The organism is Agrobacterium sp. MCAB5 (genome assembly GCF_052114365.1).
Classification (GTDB): Bacteria; Pseudomonadota; Alphaproteobacteria; order Rhizobiales; family Rhizobiaceae; genus Agrobacterium; species Agrobacterium tumefaciens.
On record NZ_JBFREP010000002.1, the window covers coordinates 408,688 to 426,482 of the forward strand.

14 protein-coding genes are annotated in these 17,795 nt (G+C 58.5%); all 14 read right to left on the reverse strand.

All coding sequences use genetic code 11. From position 1 onward, the window contains the following. Positions 1-6: 6 nt before the first annotated feature. Complete coding sequence (locus AB4Z23_RS06640; protein ID WP_003511376.1) at positions 7-1,197, reverse strand: OpgC family protein; 1,191 nt, start codon at positions 1,195-1,197, stop codon at positions 7-9. A 489-nt stretch (positions 1,198-1,686) separates the two neighbouring features. Continuing rightward, entirely contained in the window at positions 1,687-2,769 is a 1,083-nt protein-coding gene (locus tag AB4Z23_RS06645; RefSeq protein WP_111788882.1) for a Tim44 domain-containing protein, read from the reverse strand. Between the two features lie 225 nt (positions 2,770-2,994). Beyond that, positions 2,995-4,590 carry a phosphoglycerate dehydrogenase gene (gene serA, locus AB4Z23_RS06650; protein ID WP_003511378.1) on the reverse strand — a complete coding sequence of 532 codons (1,596 nt, stop codon included), beginning with the start codon at positions 4,588-4,590 and terminating at the stop codon, positions 2,995-2,997. Between the two features lie 83 nt (positions 4,591-4,673). After that, a complete protein-coding gene (locus AB4Z23_RS06655; RefSeq protein ID WP_003511379.1) occupies positions 4,674-5,852 on the reverse strand; it encodes a phosphoserine transaminase in 1,179 nt (392 codons plus the stop codon). A 216-nt stretch (positions 5,853-6,068) separates the two neighbouring features. Continuing rightward, complete coding sequence (locus AB4Z23_RS06660) at positions 6,069-6,914, reverse strand: outer membrane protein (RefSeq protein ID WP_003511380.1); 846 nt, start codon at positions 6,912-6,914, stop codon at positions 6,069-6,071. 188 nt (positions 6,915-7,102) lie between these two features. Continuing rightward, the gene (gene glmM, locus AB4Z23_RS06665) at positions 7,103-8,455 is read right to left on the reverse strand and encodes a phosphoglucosamine mutase (protein ID WP_003511381.1); all 1,353 of its coding nucleotides are present in this window, start codon (positions 8,453-8,455) and stop codon (positions 7,103-7,105) included. Between the two features lie 188 nt (positions 8,456-8,643). After that, positions 8,644-10,608: an ATP-dependent zinc metalloprotease FtsH gene (gene ftsH, locus AB4Z23_RS06670; RefSeq protein ID WP_441360035.1), complete on the reverse strand. Its 1,965-nt coding sequence runs from the start codon at positions 10,606-10,608 to the stop codon at positions 8,644-8,646. A gap of 154 nt (positions 10,609-10,762) precedes the next feature. After that, positions 10,763-12,100, reverse strand: a complete 1,338-nt coding sequence (gene tilS / locus AB4Z23_RS06675; RefSeq protein WP_421406773.1) for a tRNA lysidine(34) synthetase TilS — start codon at positions 12,098-12,100, stop codon at positions 10,763-10,765. A gap of 42 nt (positions 12,101-12,142) precedes the next feature. Continuing rightward, entirely contained in the window at positions 12,143-13,135 is a 993-nt protein-coding gene (gene ybgF, locus AB4Z23_RS06680; protein ID WP_019564898.1) for a tol-pal system protein YbgF, read from the reverse strand. Between the two features lie 158 nt (positions 13,136-13,293). Further along, positions 13,294-13,827: a peptidoglycan-associated lipoprotein Pal gene (pal, locus tag AB4Z23_RS06685; protein ID WP_003511386.1), complete on the reverse strand. Its 534-nt coding sequence runs from the start codon at positions 13,825-13,827 to the stop codon at positions 13,294-13,296. 210 nt (positions 13,828-14,037) lie between these two features. Beyond that, complete coding sequence (gene tolB / locus AB4Z23_RS06690) at positions 14,038-15,345, reverse strand: Tol-Pal system beta propeller repeat protein TolB (RefSeq protein WP_003511387.1); 1,308 nt, start codon at positions 15,343-15,345, stop codon at positions 14,038-14,040. Between the two features lie 20 nt (positions 15,346-15,365). Next, positions 15,366-16,535, reverse strand: a complete 1,170-nt coding sequence (locus AB4Z23_RS06695) for a hypothetical protein (RefSeq protein WP_421406770.1) — start codon at positions 16,533-16,535, stop codon at positions 15,366-15,368. Between the two features lie 8 nt (positions 16,536-16,543). Then, on the reverse strand, positions 16,544-17,002 hold the full coding sequence (gene tolR / locus AB4Z23_RS06700; RefSeq protein WP_003511389.1) for a protein TolR: 459 nt from the start codon (positions 17,000-17,002) through the stop codon (positions 16,544-16,546). 46 nt (positions 17,003-17,048) lie between these two features. Beyond that, positions 17,049-17,768, reverse strand: a complete 720-nt coding sequence (tolQ, locus tag AB4Z23_RS06705) for a protein TolQ (protein WP_003511390.1) — start codon at positions 17,766-17,768, stop codon at positions 17,049-17,051. Positions 17,769-17,795: the final 27 nt, after the last annotated feature.

Here is a 17,795-nt window from a genome sequence, read left to right on the forward strand (position 1 = left end):
CGGTTGTTAAGCGCCCGCCGTCTTCTGGCCGCTGCTGCCAATCCACTTGTCGCGCTCCCTCCACAGGGCCGGCAAAGCCAGCAAGCCTATTGCGGTAAGGGCGATCAGCGTCTTGCTGACCTGCGAAAGCTCGGCCGTACGGCCATCCAGATAATAGACGCCATAGACGATAGCCACGTGCCAGACATAGACCTGAAGCGAATGGCGGCCGAGCAGCTGCAGGAATTTCAGCGAGAGCACCCAGATCACGCCCTCCGCAATCGAGCGGACGATCGGGCGGTGATGCTTCGGACCGGCGATCACCAGCCAAGTGAGACCCACACCAACAGCAAGGAAATTGATGAGGTAGACCGGGCCGAAATCGGCACGGATCTCCATCGTGGAGAACTTGCCCATCACGAATTCCGGCATCAGGCCCCAGGCGGTTGCAATACGAAGCGGCATGAAAAACAGGCAGATGAGAAGTGCCGCCTTCGGAAGCCATGTTTGTTGCGGTGAGAAGATCGCCTTCCACGGAATGCGGTTCTGCGCCGTCATCGCGCCCAGCACCAGCGCCGAGTAGAACACCAGCTGCCAGCCGAGAAGATTGAAGCTGACGCGGATACCCTGCTCGTCGGCACCCTTGACGAGTTCATTGAGCGGCGTCGTCACGATCTGCTGAAGACCGAGCTGGCCGGCCATCCAGACCAGCAGCGAGCCTGCCATGACATAAGCCCATTTGCCGTCGAGGCAGAGTTTAACGAGGACGGGTGCGAACAGCATGTAAACAATGTACTGCGGCAGAATATCCATGAATGTCGGCTGGAAAAGGAATGTCGCAATCGCTGCCAGACGCAGCGGATCGTCGAACGACGTCATGCCCAGCCAGTTGTACCAGATATAGGGCGCATGCGGGATGACCATGCGGAAGAACAGCACGGCGATGACGAGACCCATCGCATAGCGATAGAGCTCCATCGCCCGGTTCCAGATCATCTGTTTGCCGGCATCATAGCCATATTTCATCATCTTGCGGGCATAGACCATGCCGATCAGCAGACCGGACAGAAAGACGAAGCCCTGCGCGTCTTCCACGAAGGCAAACTGGCGGTGATTGATTTCCACCAGCCAGAAACCGCCTGCAAACACCAGATGGTTGATCAGCATGAAGACGAGGAAGTAACCACGCATCCCGTCGATCAGGTCAAAGCGTTTCATCTCGATAGCTCTCCGTTCTCGCGGGCCGTGCATTGCCCGGCCACCCAGCCCGGCTTGCGGGAGGCGGGCCGGGAATTGGATTGTCAACGCTGTTTTGCGCCTGTGGTTCCCTTCCCAAAGCGGTTTAGAACCGGCGCGAAAAGTAACATTGACGTGTACGCATGCTGGTTAGGATGCGCGGACTGAACACCGGATGAATGAAAAACGGCAATTCCGTGGAGCAAAAGAGCTATGCGTCAGCGCCACACCTCGACGAAGAGGGCGCAAACCCCTGCATGGCAAGGAAAATGCGGACAGCTACTCGCGGGACGATACAGATATCACCCGTTAGATTTATCAATCATTTTTTTGGAGAGTTGCGATCTGCCACCGCGATCACTGAATTATCGACGAAAGACAATGTCGCGGCATCACGCATCGCGGCACTCAAAAGCCCGGAGGTTGGTAAAACCTCCGGGCTGTTTCATTCAGACAAGACTACGCGTCGTCTCAGGCAGCGGCCTGAATGGCGGCGACCTGCCAGTTGTCGTTACCGCCACGGCGCACGAAGGTCCACATTTCCACCGCTTCGGACGGATGCTGCTCGTCCCCTTCGATCACCTTGCCGGAGGTGCGGTCGCGCATAATGTCGATGGCGGAGTAGCGCATGGCTACCGTTGCATAGTCCTGGCCCTCTTCGTGCCAGGCTTCGGCAACGTCGCCCTGCAGCAGCGTGACGTCGCGCACGTCGTTTTTCACGCCGCTCGTCGCGTTGTCGCTCAGTTCCTCAGCAAGATAGGACATGGCTTCCGGCGTCGTCAGCTTGCGCAACGTGCCGTAATCTTCAGCCCCATAGGCAGCCTGAACATCCTGCAGCATTTTCTGGAAGACTTCGAGATCGCTCTGGGTAATGCCAATTTCGTCACCTTCGGACATTGCATTGGCATGTGCCACCGGCTTTGCGGTTGCGGCAGTGGCCGCGGCTGCGCCGCCCGCAGCACCGGAAAGCGCGCCGATCTTCGGAATCTTGAACGAGGATGCGGAGGGACCTGCCTGCGGGCCGCCATTAAAGGAGGAGCCGGAATGATCCGTGCGCTGCGATCCGCCTGCGCCACCGAAAGCCGGCTGGCCCTGACGGCGCGATGCGAAGAAACGCATGGCGAACATGACCAGAAGGCCAATCAGCGCCACCTGCAGCAACATACCGAAGAAACCGGCCATGCCGCCGAAACCGCCGCCCATGAGCATGCCGAACAGGCCACCCATCAGCAGTCCGCCCATCAAGCCACCCATCATGCCGCCAAACAGGCCACGGCTCTGCTGCGGTGCCTGCGCACCGGGACGCGCCGGCTGTGCAGCACCGGGCGTCGCCTGGTTCTGCTGGGTGTTAGGAGTCATGCTGCGGTTGATCGGCGCGGTCTGGCCGGGGGCAGTGCTGGTCGACGGCGGCGCGGAAAACGTCCTTGTGCCGCGGCTACCGAAACCGCCGCTCGCACGGCGTGCTTCCGCCATATCGACGGCTACGAAAGATACCGCGATACCAAGCGCGGCGACTGCGAACAAACCTTTGAAGCGCCGAAAGGCAGCAAACATCACTATCTCCTGTTGGCCACCCTCCCATGAGCGGCATATCAGCACGCGATATAGCAACTCATGATCATCATTTTTAGTATGCCCGCCTTAAATTTTTCGTGATATGCAACCAGAGAGAGAAATACGCACACATTTCGGTGAAACCGGCGGTTCAGAAACAAAAAAACCGGCACAGGGTTTCCCCTGCACCGGCCCTTATTGTCCCCTTGGGAGGAACGATAGGTATCAGTCGATGTTGAATGTCAGCGGCCTGACCTGCCGGATTGCCGGGTTGGCGCGCAGCTTGTCCAGCACGTCTTCGGAAACCGGACCATCGACATAAAGAAGCGCGATGGCGTCGCCGCCTTCCTTTTCACGACCGAGCTGGAAGTTGGCAATGTTGACGCCAGCCTCACCAAGCGTGGTGCCCATGAAGCCGATCATGCCGGGAACGTCGGTGTTGGTGATGTAGATCATGTGCGATCCAACATCCGCATCCATGTTAATGTTCTTGATCTGGATGAAGCGCGGCTTGCCATCCGAGAACACCGTACCAGCAACCGAGCGAACCTGGTTTTCAGTCTTGACCGTCAACTTGATGTAACCGTCGTAAACGCCGGTCTTGTCACGCTTGACCTCGGACAGGATAACACCCTTTTCCTTGATCATAACAGGCGCGGAAACCATGTTCACATCCGCAACCTGGCTGCGGATAAGGCCCGCCAGCAACGCGCTGGTCAGCGCCTTGGTGTTCATGTTGGCGGTTGCGCCATCATAAAGGATTTCGATTTCCTTGGTGGCGCTTTCCTGCACCTGACCGACGAAGGAGCCGAGAACATCCGCCAGACGGATGAAGGGCTTCAGGCGCGGTGCTTCTTCCGCCGTGATCGATGGCATGTTGATGGCGTTGGAGACGGCACCCTTGACCAGATAATCCGACATCTGCTCGGCAACCTGAAGTGCAACGTTTTCCTGTGCTTCCGTGGTCGAAGCGCCGAGATGCGGCGTGCAGACGACATTGGGAAGACCAAAAAGCGGGCTTTCGGTGGCGGGCTCGACTTCGAAAACGTCAAAGCCTGCACCGGCGACATGGCCGGACTTGATGGCGTCGGCAAGAGCCGCCTCATCCACCAGACCGCCACGGGCGCAATTGACGATACGTACGCCCTTCTTGGTCTTGGCAAGGTTTTCGGCATTGAGGATGCCGCGTGTCTTGTCGGTCATCGGCACATGCAGGGTGATGAAATCGGCCTGCGCCAACAGCTCGTCCAGCTCAACCTTTGTTACGCCCATTTCCTGCGCGCGCTCCGGCGACAGGAAGGGATCGTAGGCCAGAACGTGCATCTTCAGGCCAAGTGCGCGCGAGCAGACGATGGAGCCGATGTTGCCGGCACCGATGACGCCGAGCGTCTTGCCGGTGATTTCGACACCCATGAATTTCGACTTTTCCCACTTACCCGCCTGCGTGGAGCTATCGGCAGCCGGAAGCTGACGCGCGACGGCGAACATCAGCGCAATCGCATGTTCGGCAGTGGTGATAGAGTTGCCGAACGGCGTGTTCATGACGATGATACCGCGGCGCGAAGCGGCCGGGATATCGACGTTATCGACGCCGATGCCGGCGCGGCCGATGACCTTGAGATTGGTCGCCGCTTCGATCAGCTTTTCGGTCGCCTTCGTGGCGGAACGAATGGCAAGACCATCGTAATTGCCGATGATTTCAGCCAGCTTGTCCTTGTCCTTGCCGAGTTTCGGCTGGAAATCGACTTCGACGCCACGATCACGGAAAATCTGGACGGCGGTTTCCGACAGTTCGTCGGATACGAGTACGCGAGGTGCCATGGTTCAGGGGCTCCTTGAAAAACGGTGCAGTTTTAAAAGCGGGAAATCGGCGGCCCTGCATCAACGCAGGGCCGGTATCAAAATCAGGCGGCAGCCTTGGAAAGTGTTGCCTTCTGCGTCTGGTAGGCCCAGGCGAGCCAGGGCATGACGGCTTCCATATCGGCCGTCTCGATGGTTGCGCCGGCCCAGATGCGCAGACCGGACGGTGCGTCACGGTAAGCGCCGATATCGAGGGCGACATTTTCCTTTTCAAGCAGGGCAACGATGCCCTTGGCGAAATCCGCCTGCGCAGCAGCATCCAGCGCCTGTACGTCGGGATCGACGATCTTCAGGCAGACGGAGGTGTTGGAGCGGGTTTCCGGCTTGACGGCCAGGTTGGCGATCCAGTCGTTCTTCTCGATAAAGTCGTAGATGACCTTGGCATTGGCATCAGCACGGCCAATCAGCGCCTTCAGGCCACCAAGGTTCTTCGCCCACAGCAGCGCGTCGATATAATCCTCAACGCAGAGCATGGACGGGGTGTTGATGGTTTCGCCAGTGAAGATGCCTTCGATGAGCTTGCCGCCGGAGACCATGCGGAAGATTTTCGGCAGCGGCCATGCCGGCGCGTAGCTCAGCAGACGCTCGACAGCGCGCGGCGAAAGGATGATGACGCCGTGGCCACCCTCGCCGCCCAGAACCTTCTGCCAGGAGAAGGTGACGACGTCGAGCTTTGCAAAGTCCATATCCTGCGCGAAGGCCGCCGAGGTGGCATCGCAGATCGTCAAACCCTTGCGGTCAGCAGGAATGAAATCGGCATTGGGAACGCGGACACCGGAGGTGGTGCCGTTCCAGGTGAAAACCACATCGCGGTCGAAATCGACTTCTGCAAGGTTCGGCAGCAGGCCGTAATCGGCCTCCAACTTGCGTACGTCCTTCAGCTTCAGCTGCTTGACGACATCGGTAACCCAGCCGGCACCGAAGCTTTCCCAGGCAAGCATATCGACGCCGCGTTCACCGAGCAGCGACCAAAGGGCCATTTCAACGGCGCCGGTGTCGGACGCGGGAACGATACCGATGCGATAGTCGGCGGGAACATTGAGAATTTCACGGGTGAGATCGATGGCCTGCTTCAGCTTGGCTTTGCCAACCTTGGCGCGATGCGAGCGACCGAGCGGTGCATCGGAGAGAGCATCTAGCGACCAACCGGGACGCTTCGAGCAGGGACCAGAAGAAAAATGCGTATTGCCCGGACGGAGGTCCGGCTTCACTATATCTGTCATTTGACTACCCTTTCAGATAGGCGCCTCTCGTTAGGGAGAGGTGTCCTGACGCCGTTGCTATTCCTCTCACCGGCCTCCGTCAAGCGGAATATGTCGCTACGCATGAGAATTTTAGTCCATATGCGTCATGCGACGAACTGGATACCGCTGAAAACAAAAACCGCCCGCACCGGAGGAGGATGCGAGCGGCTTGAAGCTAACAGTCGGGCGTGACGTTTATTTATAAACGGCAGGCTGCAGCGGAATATCGGCAGGCGGCATGTATTGCGCGGTATCGCATCCGTTAAAGACATAACGGCCACCAACGCGAACCTCATGCGAATACAGACCCTTGTCGCGGCCAGGACCGCCACCATTCGCAAAATCGAACATGTCGCCCTTGTTGATCTGGCGGAAGCGGTAACCGACATCTGCCTTCAGATTACAGGTAACATCGATCGATGCACCGGCCATCAGGGCATAGGCGAAGCGCCACTTGCCTCTGCCGCCATGTTCGGTGGTCGGGTCGCAGCCAAGGCCATTGGTGCTGCACGAGGTATTGCGCAGCTTATCCCATTTGACGTAGGAGCCGCCGATACCGCCGCCAACGTAAGGCGTGATGCGGCCATACGTACCAAGATCGACATAGGCGTTTGCCATCAGCGTGTATGCTCTAAGCGAGCTGAGATCCGCTGAAACGCAGGGACCGGGCACGGAACCACAGCCGCCGATGGTAGACCCGCGGAAATCCGATTTACCCATGTAATCGAAGGTTACGTCACTGCGGAAATAGTTGTTGAACTGATAACCGACACCGGCGCCGACGATGTAGCTATCCTTGACATTAGCCGTATCGAAATCGGCGAGATAACCACCCGGTCCACCCTGATAATAGTTGGCGCCGCGAAGCTTGTTGAAGGAATAACCGACGTCGCCGCGCAGATACCAACCACTTGCCTGCGTGATCTGCACTTCGGGTGCCTCGACATAGGCAGGCGCAGGTTCAGCTTGATAAAGATCGGCAGCGAAGGCGCTCGTGCCGGTCATCAGAACGGCCAGAATGCCGGCCAAAGCGTTTTTCATGACTTCCACTCCAGAAGAGGCACCTGCCGTTGCGGCAGCAAATGCCAGTGAACTGTTCAGTCACGGAGATTGGCGTAAAATGGTTAAGTCCCGATTAACCACGATCATTCACTATATTTATTAGGCAATACTCAAAGAAAAAGCCGACTCGAAAGCCGGCTTTTTCTTTTCACATTTGGTGGCGCAATTTATGCAGCCGAGCGGGCATTGGTGATGACGCCGACGAGATCGTTGACGATCTGCTCCACCTTCGCACTATCGTCGCCCTCCGCCATGACGCGGATCAAAGGCTCCGTACCGGAGGGGCGGATAACGAGGCGGCCATTATTGGCCAATGCGCTTTCCGCATCGGCGATCGCCTGCTGCACGATCGGATTTTCCAATGGCTTGCCGCCGGAAATACGGACGTTCTTCAAAAGCTGCGGCACCGGCTCGAACTTGCGGCAAACCTCGCTGACGGTAAGGCCCGAACGTTTGACCTTGGCGAGAACCTGCAAAGCTGCCACCAGCCCATCGCCGGTCGTGCCATAATCCGACAAGACGATGTGGCCGGACTGCTCACCGCCGACATTGAAATTGTGGTTGCGCATATGTTCGACAACATAACGGTCGCCCACCTTGGTGCGGGCAAGGGTGAGACCCTTGTCGCCAAGGAAACGCTCGAGACCGAGATTGGACATCACGGTTGCGACGATGCCGCCACCACGCAGGGTATTGTCGGAAGCCCAGCTGTCGGCAATCACCGCCATTAGCTGGTCGCCATCGACGATCTCGCCGCGTTCGTCGACGATGATGACACGGTCCGCATCGCCATCGAGCGCGATGCCGATATCGGCCCGCACCTCATGCACCTTTTTCTGCAGGGCTTCCGGGTGGGTGGAGCCGCATTCGAGATTGATATTGATGCCGTTCGGCTCGTTGCCGATGGTAACGACTTCGGCGCCCAGTTCCCAGAGTGCTGCGGGAGCCACCTTGTAGGCAGCGCCATTGGCACAGTCGATGGCAATCCTGAGCCCGCTCAGCGTCACATCACGCGGCAGGGTACGTTTGACGAATTCGATATAGCGGTAGATATCGCCATCCACGCGCTTGGCGCGTCCGATCTCGCTCGGCTTGGCGAGCTGGGCATAGAGATCCTTGTCGAGAAGATCTTCGATTTCCAGCTCAAGCTCGTCGGAAAGCTTGTATCCGTCGGGTCCGAAAAGCTTGATTCCGTTATCGGAAAATGGGTTGTGCGACGCCGAGATCATTACGCCGATATCGGCCCGCAGCGAGCGGGTCAGCATGGCAACAGCGGGGGTTGGAATGGGCCCGAGCAGGAAGACATCAAGGCCGGCCGCGGTGAAACCTGCGACCAGCGCGTTTTCCAGCATGTAGCCCGAAAGCCGGGTATCCTTGCCGATCACGACACGATGGCGATGATGGCCCCGGCGGAAGATCGTTCCGACCGCAATGCCCACACGCATCGCCAGATCCGGCGTCATGGGGAAGACGTTCGATTGTCCGCGGATACCATCGGTTCCGAAATAACGGCGTGCCATTTGAACTCCAAATCTTTCGGGCATTCCGGCATAGCATAAAACTACCGGAAGCGTTTTTGGCTAAATGCCACAAACCACGATAAACAGCACGTAAATTACCGCAAAAATGGCTTATATCTTGTTACCAAACTGAAAAGGCCACCCGGAAAACCGGATGGCCTTTTTCAATAGTCGTCTTGGCCAGGCAATCAGTGCGGCTGCGGCTCCATGCCGCCTTCAGCCTCGCCGTCGCCCTTGGCTTCGCCGTCACCCTTGACTTCGCTTAGGCCGTCCTTCTTGGTGCCTGCTTTCGGAACAGCCGAGCCACGGCTGCCAGGAGAATCGTCACCCAGATCGCGTGCCGGCTTCTCGCCCCTCAGCAAAGCCTTGATCTCGTCGCCCGTGAGGGTTTCGTATTCCAGAAGACCCTCGGCAATAGCAACGAACCCGTCGTGATTGTCCGTCAGGATACGACGTGCCTCTGTATAGGCCTCGTCGATCAGACGGCGGACTTCGGTGTCGATCGTCTGAGCCGTTGCCTCGGAGACATTCTTGGACTGCGAGACGGAATGGCCAAGGAAGACCTCCTGCTGGTTTTCACCATAGGCGACCTGGCCGAGAGCGTCGGAGAAGCCCCATTGCGTTACCATGGCGCGGGCAAGCTTGGTGGCCTGCTCGATATCCGAAGATGCGCCGGAGGTGATGTTTTCCTTGCCGAAGGTCAACTCCTCGGCAACGCGGCCACCCATCATGATCACCAGACGCGACACCATCCATTTGTAACTCATGGAGTAGCGGTCACCTTCAGGCAACTGCATGACCATGCCGAGTGCACGGCCACGCGGAATAATTGTCGCCTTGTGCAGCGGATCAGCCAAGGCAACCTTCAGCGCGGTAATCGCATGCCCCGCCTCATGGTAAGCGGTCAGTTTCTTTTCCGCTTCGGTCATGGCGGAGGAGCGGCGTTCCGCACCCATCATGATCTTGTCCTTGGCGTCCTCGAACTCCTGCATGGTAACCACGCGCTTGTTACGGCGAGCAGCCATCAGGGCGGCTTCGTTGACGAGGTTCATCAAGTCAGCGCCCGAGAAACCGGGGGTGCCACGTGCCAGAACCTTGAGATCGACATTCGGAGCCAGCGGCACGTTGCGAACGTGAACCTTGAGGATGCGCTCACGGCCGACGATATCCGGGTTCGGCACGACGACCTGACGGTCGAAACGGCCAGGACGCAGAAGTGCGGGATCGAGAACGTCCGGACGGTTGGTGGCGGCGATGAGGATGATGCCTTCATTTGCCTCGAAGCCGTCCATCTCGACCAGCAGCTGGTTCAGCGTCTGTTCGCGTTCGTCATTGCCACCGCCGAGACCCGCACCGCGGTGACGACCGACAGCGTCGATTTCGTCGATGAAGATGATGCACGGCGCATTCTTCTTGGCCTGCTCGAACATGTCACGCACGCGGCTTGCGCCGACGCCGACGAACATTTCCACGAAGTCAGAACCGGAAATGGTGAAGAACGGCACATTAGCTTCACCCGCGACGGAGCGCGCCAGTAGCGTCTTACCAGTACCTGGAGGGCCGACCAGCAGCACGCCGCGCGGGATCTTGCCGCCGAGCCGCTGGAACTTCTGCGGATCGCGCAGGAATTCCACGATTTCCTCAAGGTCCTGCTTGGCTTCGTCCACACCTGCGACGTCGTCAAACGTCACGCGGCCGTGCGCTTCCGTCAAAAGCTTGGCCTTTGACTTGCCAAAGCCCATCGCGCCGCGCGAACCGCCCTGCATCTGCCGCATGAAGAACAGCCAGACGCCGAGGATGAGGAACATCGGCAAAAGCGTGCCGAGATAGCTCAAAAAACCGGAAGAACCGTCGCTCTCGGGACGCGCGACGATGGTGACGTTCTTGCTCTGCAAGCGCTCCATCAAGCTGTCGTCGATTACTGGGGAATAGGTCTGAAAGGCCGTGCCGTTTTCGGTATAGGTTCCGAGAACCCGGTTACCGGTGACGGTCACGTCGCGAACTCGCCCGGAATCCACATCGCGGAGAAACTGGGAATACGGAATTTCCCGCGAACCCGTTTGCGTCGGCGAAGTCTGGAACATGCTGAACAAAGCGATCAGCAAGAGGGCAATCACGGCCCACAAGGCGAAATTTCTGAAATTTGGGTTCATCGAACTCCCCGAACTCACACGGACATGTTTGCTGCCCGCTATTACTCGACCCTAACATAAGGACGACATCTGCCGTTGCCAAGGCAAAGGGCGTTATCTGATGCGTTTTGGTGTAAAAACTATTCCAAGGCAATTCACGAAAAAGAGGCCGGATTTAAACCGGCGGCTGTGGATAGGCCGCACGGCCGAATAAAACCGCGATGGCATTCGCCAACTCAAGGTCGAAGCGCGGCAGAAAAAGATCGAAGGGGGCAAGCCTCGGCACGATACTGATGGCACCTTCCGGAGAGGCTCGAGGGGGAACCAACGTGGCAATTTGCGGCAGGATCGCCATCGCCTGTTTTGCAATCCCTGGCGGCACCGCTGGAAAAAGCGCTGCCGCATCCACAATGCCACCCGTCCTGCCCGCCGCAATATTGACCGGAAAAGCCGATGTGTTTTTCACAAGGAAACGATCGTCCCAGAGGCCCTGCCCACCAGCCTCGACTTGCAGCTCCGGCATATTCCGATGCTCGCGGAAAAGATAAAGCCCGTCCTTTCGGCGATCGAGAAGAACGCGGCCAACCGTTATCCGCCCGTTCTCGCTGGTTTTTAGAAACTGCAACACCCGATCCATGCTGCTGGCCGCCGGGAAATAGGCCCTTCCACCGAGATTAGCGATGAGCACCGCTAGCCCGTGCCGAAATTCGGGAAGATCGGGCATCAGGCCTTCAACCGACAATCTGGCGAGCGTGGCGTCAAAGACTTCTACGTTTTGTTGGAGGAAAAAGGCGGTTTTCTCGGAATATGCCTGTCGTTTGACGGCGGCCTGCGCATCAAACGGCGGCGGAGAGTCGGAAAGCGACTGCCGCACACGAACCCGCTCGTAGCGCGCGTTGTCATTACTCGGGTCGTCAAACCAGCCACGCGAGCGAGATGATACGAAATCGCGGATCTCCTGTCTTTCACAGGTCAGGAACGGCCGCATGATCCAGTGGCGTCCACCGTATAATACAGCATCCGCCATGCCGGCGAGGCCGAGATTTTCGCTGCTGCCGCTTCTGGCGGCACGCATCGCCACGGTTTCCCGCTGGTCGCCAAGAGTATGCCCCGTCACGACGAGATCAGCGCCAATGTCGCTCGCAACGTCGGCGATCAGAGTATATCGGGCAAGACGAGAGGCTTCGGAAATGCCGGAAGCGGGTTTGGGGCCATCCCATCGGCGCACGGTATGCGGGATACCGAGTTCCGCGCAGAGCAGGGAGACCTTGTGAGCCTCATCAGCGGATTCCGCCCTTAGGGCATGGTCAACCGTGACGGCGGAAAGCCGCACCCGGTCGGGTTCCGCCTCCGCCCTCGCCTCATGCAGTGCCAGCAACAGACCGGTGGAATCGCTACCGCCGGAGATTGCGATGAGAATATGGACGGGTTTGCGAAGATTTTCGACGAAGGACCTTGCCGCAGCGAGCGGCGCAACCGTCTTTTCGTTCCAAATGCGGACATCAACCGGCATGGAAAGACCGCCGCCATGGCAGGGGCAGGGGCAGGAGCAAGATCAGCAGCTCAGCCGCTTCTGTTCGCTGGCAACCTTGTTCAGCACAGTCTTTGAAGCACTGGGATAACGCTTCGGCACTTCGCGCAGCGTGGCGCAGGCGGTCTCGGTGTTGTCCAGAGCTGCAAGCGACATGCCGAGCTTCATCAGCATTTCCGGTGCCTTCGGAGACTTGCCATAGGTCTGATGGCCGTTCAGGAAAGTTTTTGCGGCCTCGTTGAACTTGCCCTGCGAATATTGTGCCTCGCCCAGCCAGAAGCTGGCATCGGCGGCCTTGGTGCCCTTCGGGTAACCCTGGAGATATTGCTGGAACCCCTGCTCCGCCAGCTTGTAATCGCCGGAAAGAACATGGCCGTAAGCAGCCTGATAGATATCGCCCTCGCTGGTGAGTGCTGCAGTGTTGACCGGATCGGTCTTGCGCGAACCGTTGCCGGTGGTAACGCCCGGAAGACTACCGGAAGAATTGTTGGCACCCTGGTTCAATGAGCCACCGATCGGCATGCCCTTGGAATCAAGCTCGATGGAGCCAAGCGTCGTCTCTCCCGGTGCACTCGTCGGCGCGTTCGCGGAAGCGGACGGCGAAACGGAAGCGCCACCCTGAGGTGGCGTTTCGATGATCGTTGCAACGTCGTCGCTCGGCGGAGCGGCCGGAGTGGCCTCCGCCTTCTTTTTCGGCGCGGTGGTACTCGCGCCTTTGCCGCCTTCCAGTTCCTGGAAGCGGAATTCATTGTCTTCCTGCGCCTTGCGGATCGTTTCCTGCATCTGCAAAAGCTGGAAGCTCATTTCTTCGATACGGCCGTTGAGCTGCCGGATCTGTTCTTCAAGCTGCTGAACCTTATAGGCTTCATTGGCCTGAACCCGCACAATTGGGACCTGCTGAGAGTTGATCGTGCCGAAGCTACCCCCCGCACCGAACAGCGGACCCGAAACGGCTGTGCCGCTCAAGCCGGTGCAGGCTGCAAGCCCCAGCATTCCCGCCACGACAAGTTTCTTCATCTCATTTGCCCTGCCTTAACTGATTTGCACCGGAATGGCGCAAGCCGGATTTTTTCCATATCAACCGAAAAAGCAACTTAACTTCGGCCAAACTATGAAAAAAACGAAAGGCGGCCCATAGACCGCCTTCCATTCGAGATCACAAAAGCGTCAGGCGATTACATGCCTGCGCCACCGAGAACCGTCACAGCGCGGCGGTTCTGCGACCAGCAGGAAATGTCATCGCAGACGGCGACCGGCTTTTCCTTGCCGTAGGAGATCGTCTTCATGCGGCTTGCCGGAACGCCCTGGGACGCCAGGAAGTCACGGGTTGCAGCGGCACGACGGGCGCCGAGCGCCAGGTTGTATTCACGCGTACCGCGCTCGTCGGCATGGCCTTCGACGGTGATGGCGTATTTCGGGTAACGGGCAAGCCACTGCGCCTGGCGCTGCAGCGTCTGCTGCGCGTCTGCACGGATGGACGTCGAGTCCGTATCAAAGAAGATGCGGTCGCCAACATTAACCGTGAAGTCCTGCTGGGAGCCGGGCGTCGCAGAGCCCGCACCGCCGAGACCAAGCTCACCGGCGCTGTTCGGCATGTTCTTCTTGTTCGCGCAGCCTGCGAGAGCAAGAGCGAGCGTCATGGCGATAACAGCCGGATTACGGGCCAGTTTCTGCATCGGGCTGAGTGCCGAAGTGTGTGTACGGCTCATCGCCGGTCTCTCCTTGGGATTGCAATAACGTTGCCAGACACTAACGGATCGAGGTTAATAGCCGACAAACGCTTATGGTTAACAGAAAGGAAACGTCCCACTTTTTTGCTCCCTCACAACACTTTGCGGCAAGAAAGAGGCAGTTTCCCGTACGGCATATGTAAAAACATGACGGCGCCGGTTGGGCCGGCGCCGTCATGGCAGTCAATATCAGTCCAGAAGCGGCGACCAGGCCGGGTCCGAAGCGAAGGTGGGAGTCTTGATCAGCTGTTCGTTGTAGCCGGTCAAGTCGATCGAATAGAGCTGCGGACCGCCAGCACCAGCGTTCTGGCGGAAGAACATCAGCACACGGCCGTTCGGCGCCCATGTTGGGCCTTCATTATGAAAGCCGCTGGTCAGAATGCGCTCACCCGAACCGTCGGTTTTCATCACGCCAATCGAGAACTTGCCGCCCGATTGTTTTGTGAAGGCGATCAGATCGCCGCGTGGCGACCAGACCGGCGTGGAATACGACCCGTCGCCGAACGAAATACGCTGCTGTCCTGAACCATCGGCATTCATTACGTAAATTTGCTGACGGCCGCCACGGTCGCTTTCAAAGGCAACACGTTGCCCATCCGGGGAGAATGACGGTGCAGTATCGATCGCCGACGTGTTCGTCAGGCGCGTCGTGGTTCGTGAGCGCAGGTCCATGGTGTAGATATTGGCGTTACCATCCTGCTGAAGGCTCATGATGACCTTCTGGCCATCCGGCGAGAAGCGCGGCGAGAATGTCATGCCGGGGAAATTACCGACCACTTCGCGCTGTCCGGTTTCCAGCTGCAGCAGGTAAACGCGCGGCTGCTGGCCTTCAAACGACATGTAGGTGACTTCCTGACGGTTCGGCGAAAAACGCGGCGTCAGAACGATGTCGTTCGAATTGGTGAGGTTACGGACGTTGAAGCCGTCCTGGTCCATGATCGACAGCTGACGCTTGCGGGCTGTCTTCGGGCCGCTTTCGGAGACGAAAACGACGCGGGTATCGAAGTAACCCTTTTCACCGGTGACGCGCTCATAAATGGCGTCCGCAATGATGTGGGCGACACGGCGCCAGTTTTCCGGCTGCGTGAAGAACTGCTGCCCGGTCATCTGCTGGCCTGCGAAAGTATCCCAAAGGCGGAACTCCGCACGCAGACGGCCATCGCTTTCACGCGTCACGCGGCCCGTTACGAGTGCCTGCGCGTTGATAACCTTCCAGTCCTCAAAACGCGGCTGCTGATCCGGGTTGGCGATTTTTTCGATGAAGGCACTCTTGTTGACTGGCGCAAACAGGCCGGAACGCTGCAGATCGGCAGCAATTACGGCCGATACCTGCGCGCCGATGCCGTCACCCGAGATGAAGTCGGTGATGGCGATGGGCAAGGGTTCGACGTTACCCTTGTTGATGTTGATTTCCACCCGCGCAAAAGCCGGTGCGGAGAAAACCGACATAAGGGCCGCGACAGCGAGCACCAGCCGGATCGGCGAAAATATCTTCATGTTGCCAGGCCTTTCAGCATTCATAGCAATTCACTGGGATCGAAATTCACTACGACTTCGTTCCATGCATCATATTTGTCGGCAGGAAGGTTCGTGAACGGAGCAGAACGCATGATGGCACGATAGGCACCACCGGAAAGGGCGCGACGCGTTCCCTCGGAACCACCCGTTGCTTCGATCTCGGGTCGGCCGATGATGGATCCATCACGGTCAAGCTTCATGGTGACCCGAACGCGAACGTCCGAGGCATCCGCCATGCCGGGAATGATCTGCCAGTTTTTCTGGATTGCGCCACGCAGCGCATCCATTTCCGTCTGGCTGAGCGTCGAACCGCCCGTGGTCTTTTTGCCGCCAAGCGATGCCTGCTGGGTGGAGCGCTTTGCACCACCACCGGAGGGCGCCTGCTTGTTCAAAAGCGCGGCAACATCGTCAGCGTTAAAATCGCTTTCCTTCGACGAAGCGGATTTCGCCGTTTCCTGCTTTTTCTCACCCGGCTTCTTGTCGGAAGGCTTGTCCGTGGACTTTGCCTGATCGGGCTTGGTCTCTGCAGGCTTATCAGCGGGCTTCTGCTCGGCAGGTTTGGTCTCAGCCTGTTTCGGCACTTCCGGCTTCGGCGGCTCCGGGCGGGAATTCGGGCGCGGCACATTCGGCGGCACGGGAATTTCGGCCGGTTCCTGTTGCACCGGGGGTGGCTCTTCCGCTTTCGTTTCCTGCGGCGGCGGCTCCGTCTTGGGTTGCGGCGCGATCTCGGGCTTGGTCTGCGGCAAGGCGGCCATTTCCTGCGGCTTCGGAGCCGAGGTCTCTTCCTTGACGATTTCCTTCACCTCGTTCGCCTTGGTGTCGACAACCGGCTGCGGCTTTTCCTGCTTTGGCGGAGCGGCCGCACTGATATTGTCGTTCGGCTTTGTAGTAGGCGTCGGCGGCGCTTCTATATCGGCCACGTTGTTGCCGACATTCTGAGCGTTCGGAACGATATCCGGACGTGTAGTCGGAACCGGGGCCGACTTTTCCGCCTTCGGCGCGTTCTTGTCGCCTTGCTGGATCTGGCTCAATTCCTCGATTGGCACCAGCTCCACAGGCAGTGCCTCAGCCTGCGACACGTCAAGAGGCTCCGGCGAGCCCAGGGAAACGAGGGCGAAAGCCAGAAGCGATGCGTGCACGATCGCGGATGTGGTAAGGCTGCCCTTCATCGCTGACGTCAATTATCCTGTTTCTGCTGGGTAACAAGGCCGATATTCTTGAAGCCCGCTGCCTGGATACGCGCCATCACGTCGGCGACGACGCCATAGGCGGCAACGGAATCCGCGCGCACGAAGATGCGTTCGTTATAACCTGTCGTGGCGATTGCCTGCAGCTTGTCGGCCACCTCGGCCGCCTGGATTTCCGTTTCCTGCAAATGGATCTGGCCATTGGCATTGACGGAAATCGTGATCGGCTGCGTATCCGAATTCAGCGCGTTGGCAGATGTCTGCGGCAGGTCGATCGGAACGCCGACCGTCATCATCGGTGCGGCCACCATGAAAATGATGAGCAGCACGAGCATGACGTCAACCAGTGGCGTCACGTTGATTTCGCTGATCGCGCCGCCCCTGCGACGTCCGCCGCGCCCACGGCGTCCACCGGAACCGCCGCTGCTGCCACCTGCTGACATACCCATAACATCTACTCCATTTTGCCTTGCGGCAAATTACTGCGCGGCGCGCTTATTGGGCTGCCTGCCGCGTCTGAAGTTTTTCATCGATCTGGCGCGACAGGATCGCGGAGAACTCGTCGGCGAAACCTTCCATACGAGCGGAAAGCTTGTGCGCGTCAGCCGTGAACTTGTTGTAGGCGATAACCGCCGGAATAGCCGCGACAAGACCGATGGCCGTTGCCAGAAGCGCTTCGGCGATACCCGGCGCCACGACCGCAAGGTTGGTGGACTTCGAACCGGCAATCGCCTGGAACGAGGTCATGATACCAACGACCGTACCGAAGAGGCCGATGAACGGACCGGCAGAACCGATCGTCGCCAACGAACCGAGGCGAGCCTCGTATTGTTCGCCTTCACGAGCAATCGTCACGTCCATTGCCCGGTCGATACGCATTTGCAGACCGATGGGTGAACGGGCGCCGCGTTCAAATGATTTCTTCCACTCCCGCATGGCGGAAACGAAAATTGCCGCGAGACCAACATTCTGGCGTTCTGCCAGAGTGCGGTAAAGCTCTTCGAGCGACTGGCCAGACCAGAAGACCTGTTCGAACTGGTCGAACTGGCGCTTTGCCTTGCCGAAGCTTACGTATTTGTCGAAGACGATCGCCCACGTCCAGACCGAGGCGGCGATAAGTCCAATCATCACGAACTTCACGATGAGGCCCGCCTGCATAAACAGCGCCCAGAGACTTACATCGTGCGTCGCCGCTGCCAAACCTGCCTGTTCCATAAATATCCAATCCCCGAATCCAAACGC

Bases quoted from the DNA above. Each gene is read 5' to 3' on its own strand.
- tolQ (WP_003511390.1), bottom strand. From the start codon at position 17,768: ATGGAACAGGCAGGTTTGGCAGCGGCGACGCACGATGTAAGTCTCTGG.
- ybgF (WP_019564898.1), bottom strand. From the start codon at position 13,135: ATGAAGAAACTTGTCGTGGCGGGAATGCTGGGGCTTGCAGCCTGCACC.
- glmM (WP_003511381.1), bottom strand. From the start codon at position 8,455: ATGGCACGCCGTTATTTCGGAACCGATGGTATCCGCGGACAATCGAAC.
- pal (WP_003511386.1), bottom strand. From the start codon at position 13,827: ATGAGCCGTACACACACTTCGGCACTCAGCCCGATGCAGAAACTGGCC.
- ftsH (WP_441360035.1), bottom strand. From the start codon at position 10,608: ATGAACCCAAATTTCAGAAATTTCGCCTTGTGGGCCGTGATTGCCCTC.
- AB4Z23_RS06660 (WP_003511380.1), bottom strand. From the start codon at position 6,914: ATGAAAAACGCTTTGGCCGGCATTCTGGCCGTTCTGATGACCGGCACG.
- tilS (WP_421406773.1), bottom strand. From the start codon at position 12,100: ATGCCGGTTGATGTCCGCATTTGGAACGAAAAGACGGTTGCGCCGCTC.
- serA (WP_003511378.1), bottom strand. From the start codon at position 4,590: ATGGCACCTCGCGTACTCGTATCCGACGAACTGTCGGAAACCGCCGTC.
- AB4Z23_RS06695 (WP_421406770.1), bottom strand. From the start codon at position 16,535: ATGAAGGGCAGCCTTACCACATCCGCGATCGTGCACGCATCGCTTCTG.
- tolR (WP_003511389.1), bottom strand. From the start codon at position 17,002: ATGGGTATGTCAGCAGGTGGCAGCAGCGGCGGTTCCGGTGGACGCCGT.
- AB4Z23_RS06640 (WP_003511376.1), bottom strand. From the start codon at position 1,197: ATGAAACGCTTTGACCTGATCGACGGGATGCGTGGTTACTTCCTCGTC.
- AB4Z23_RS06645 (WP_111788882.1), bottom strand. From the start codon at position 2,769: ATGTTTGCTGCCTTTCGGCGCTTCAAAGGTTTGTTCGCAGTCGCCGCG.
- AB4Z23_RS06655 (WP_003511379.1), bottom strand. From the start codon at position 5,852: ATGACAGATATAGTGAAGCCGGACCTCCGTCCGGGCAATACGCATTTT.
- tolB (WP_003511387.1), bottom strand. From the start codon at position 15,345: ATGAAGATATTTTCGCCGATCCGGCTGGTGCTCGCTGTCGCGGCCCTT.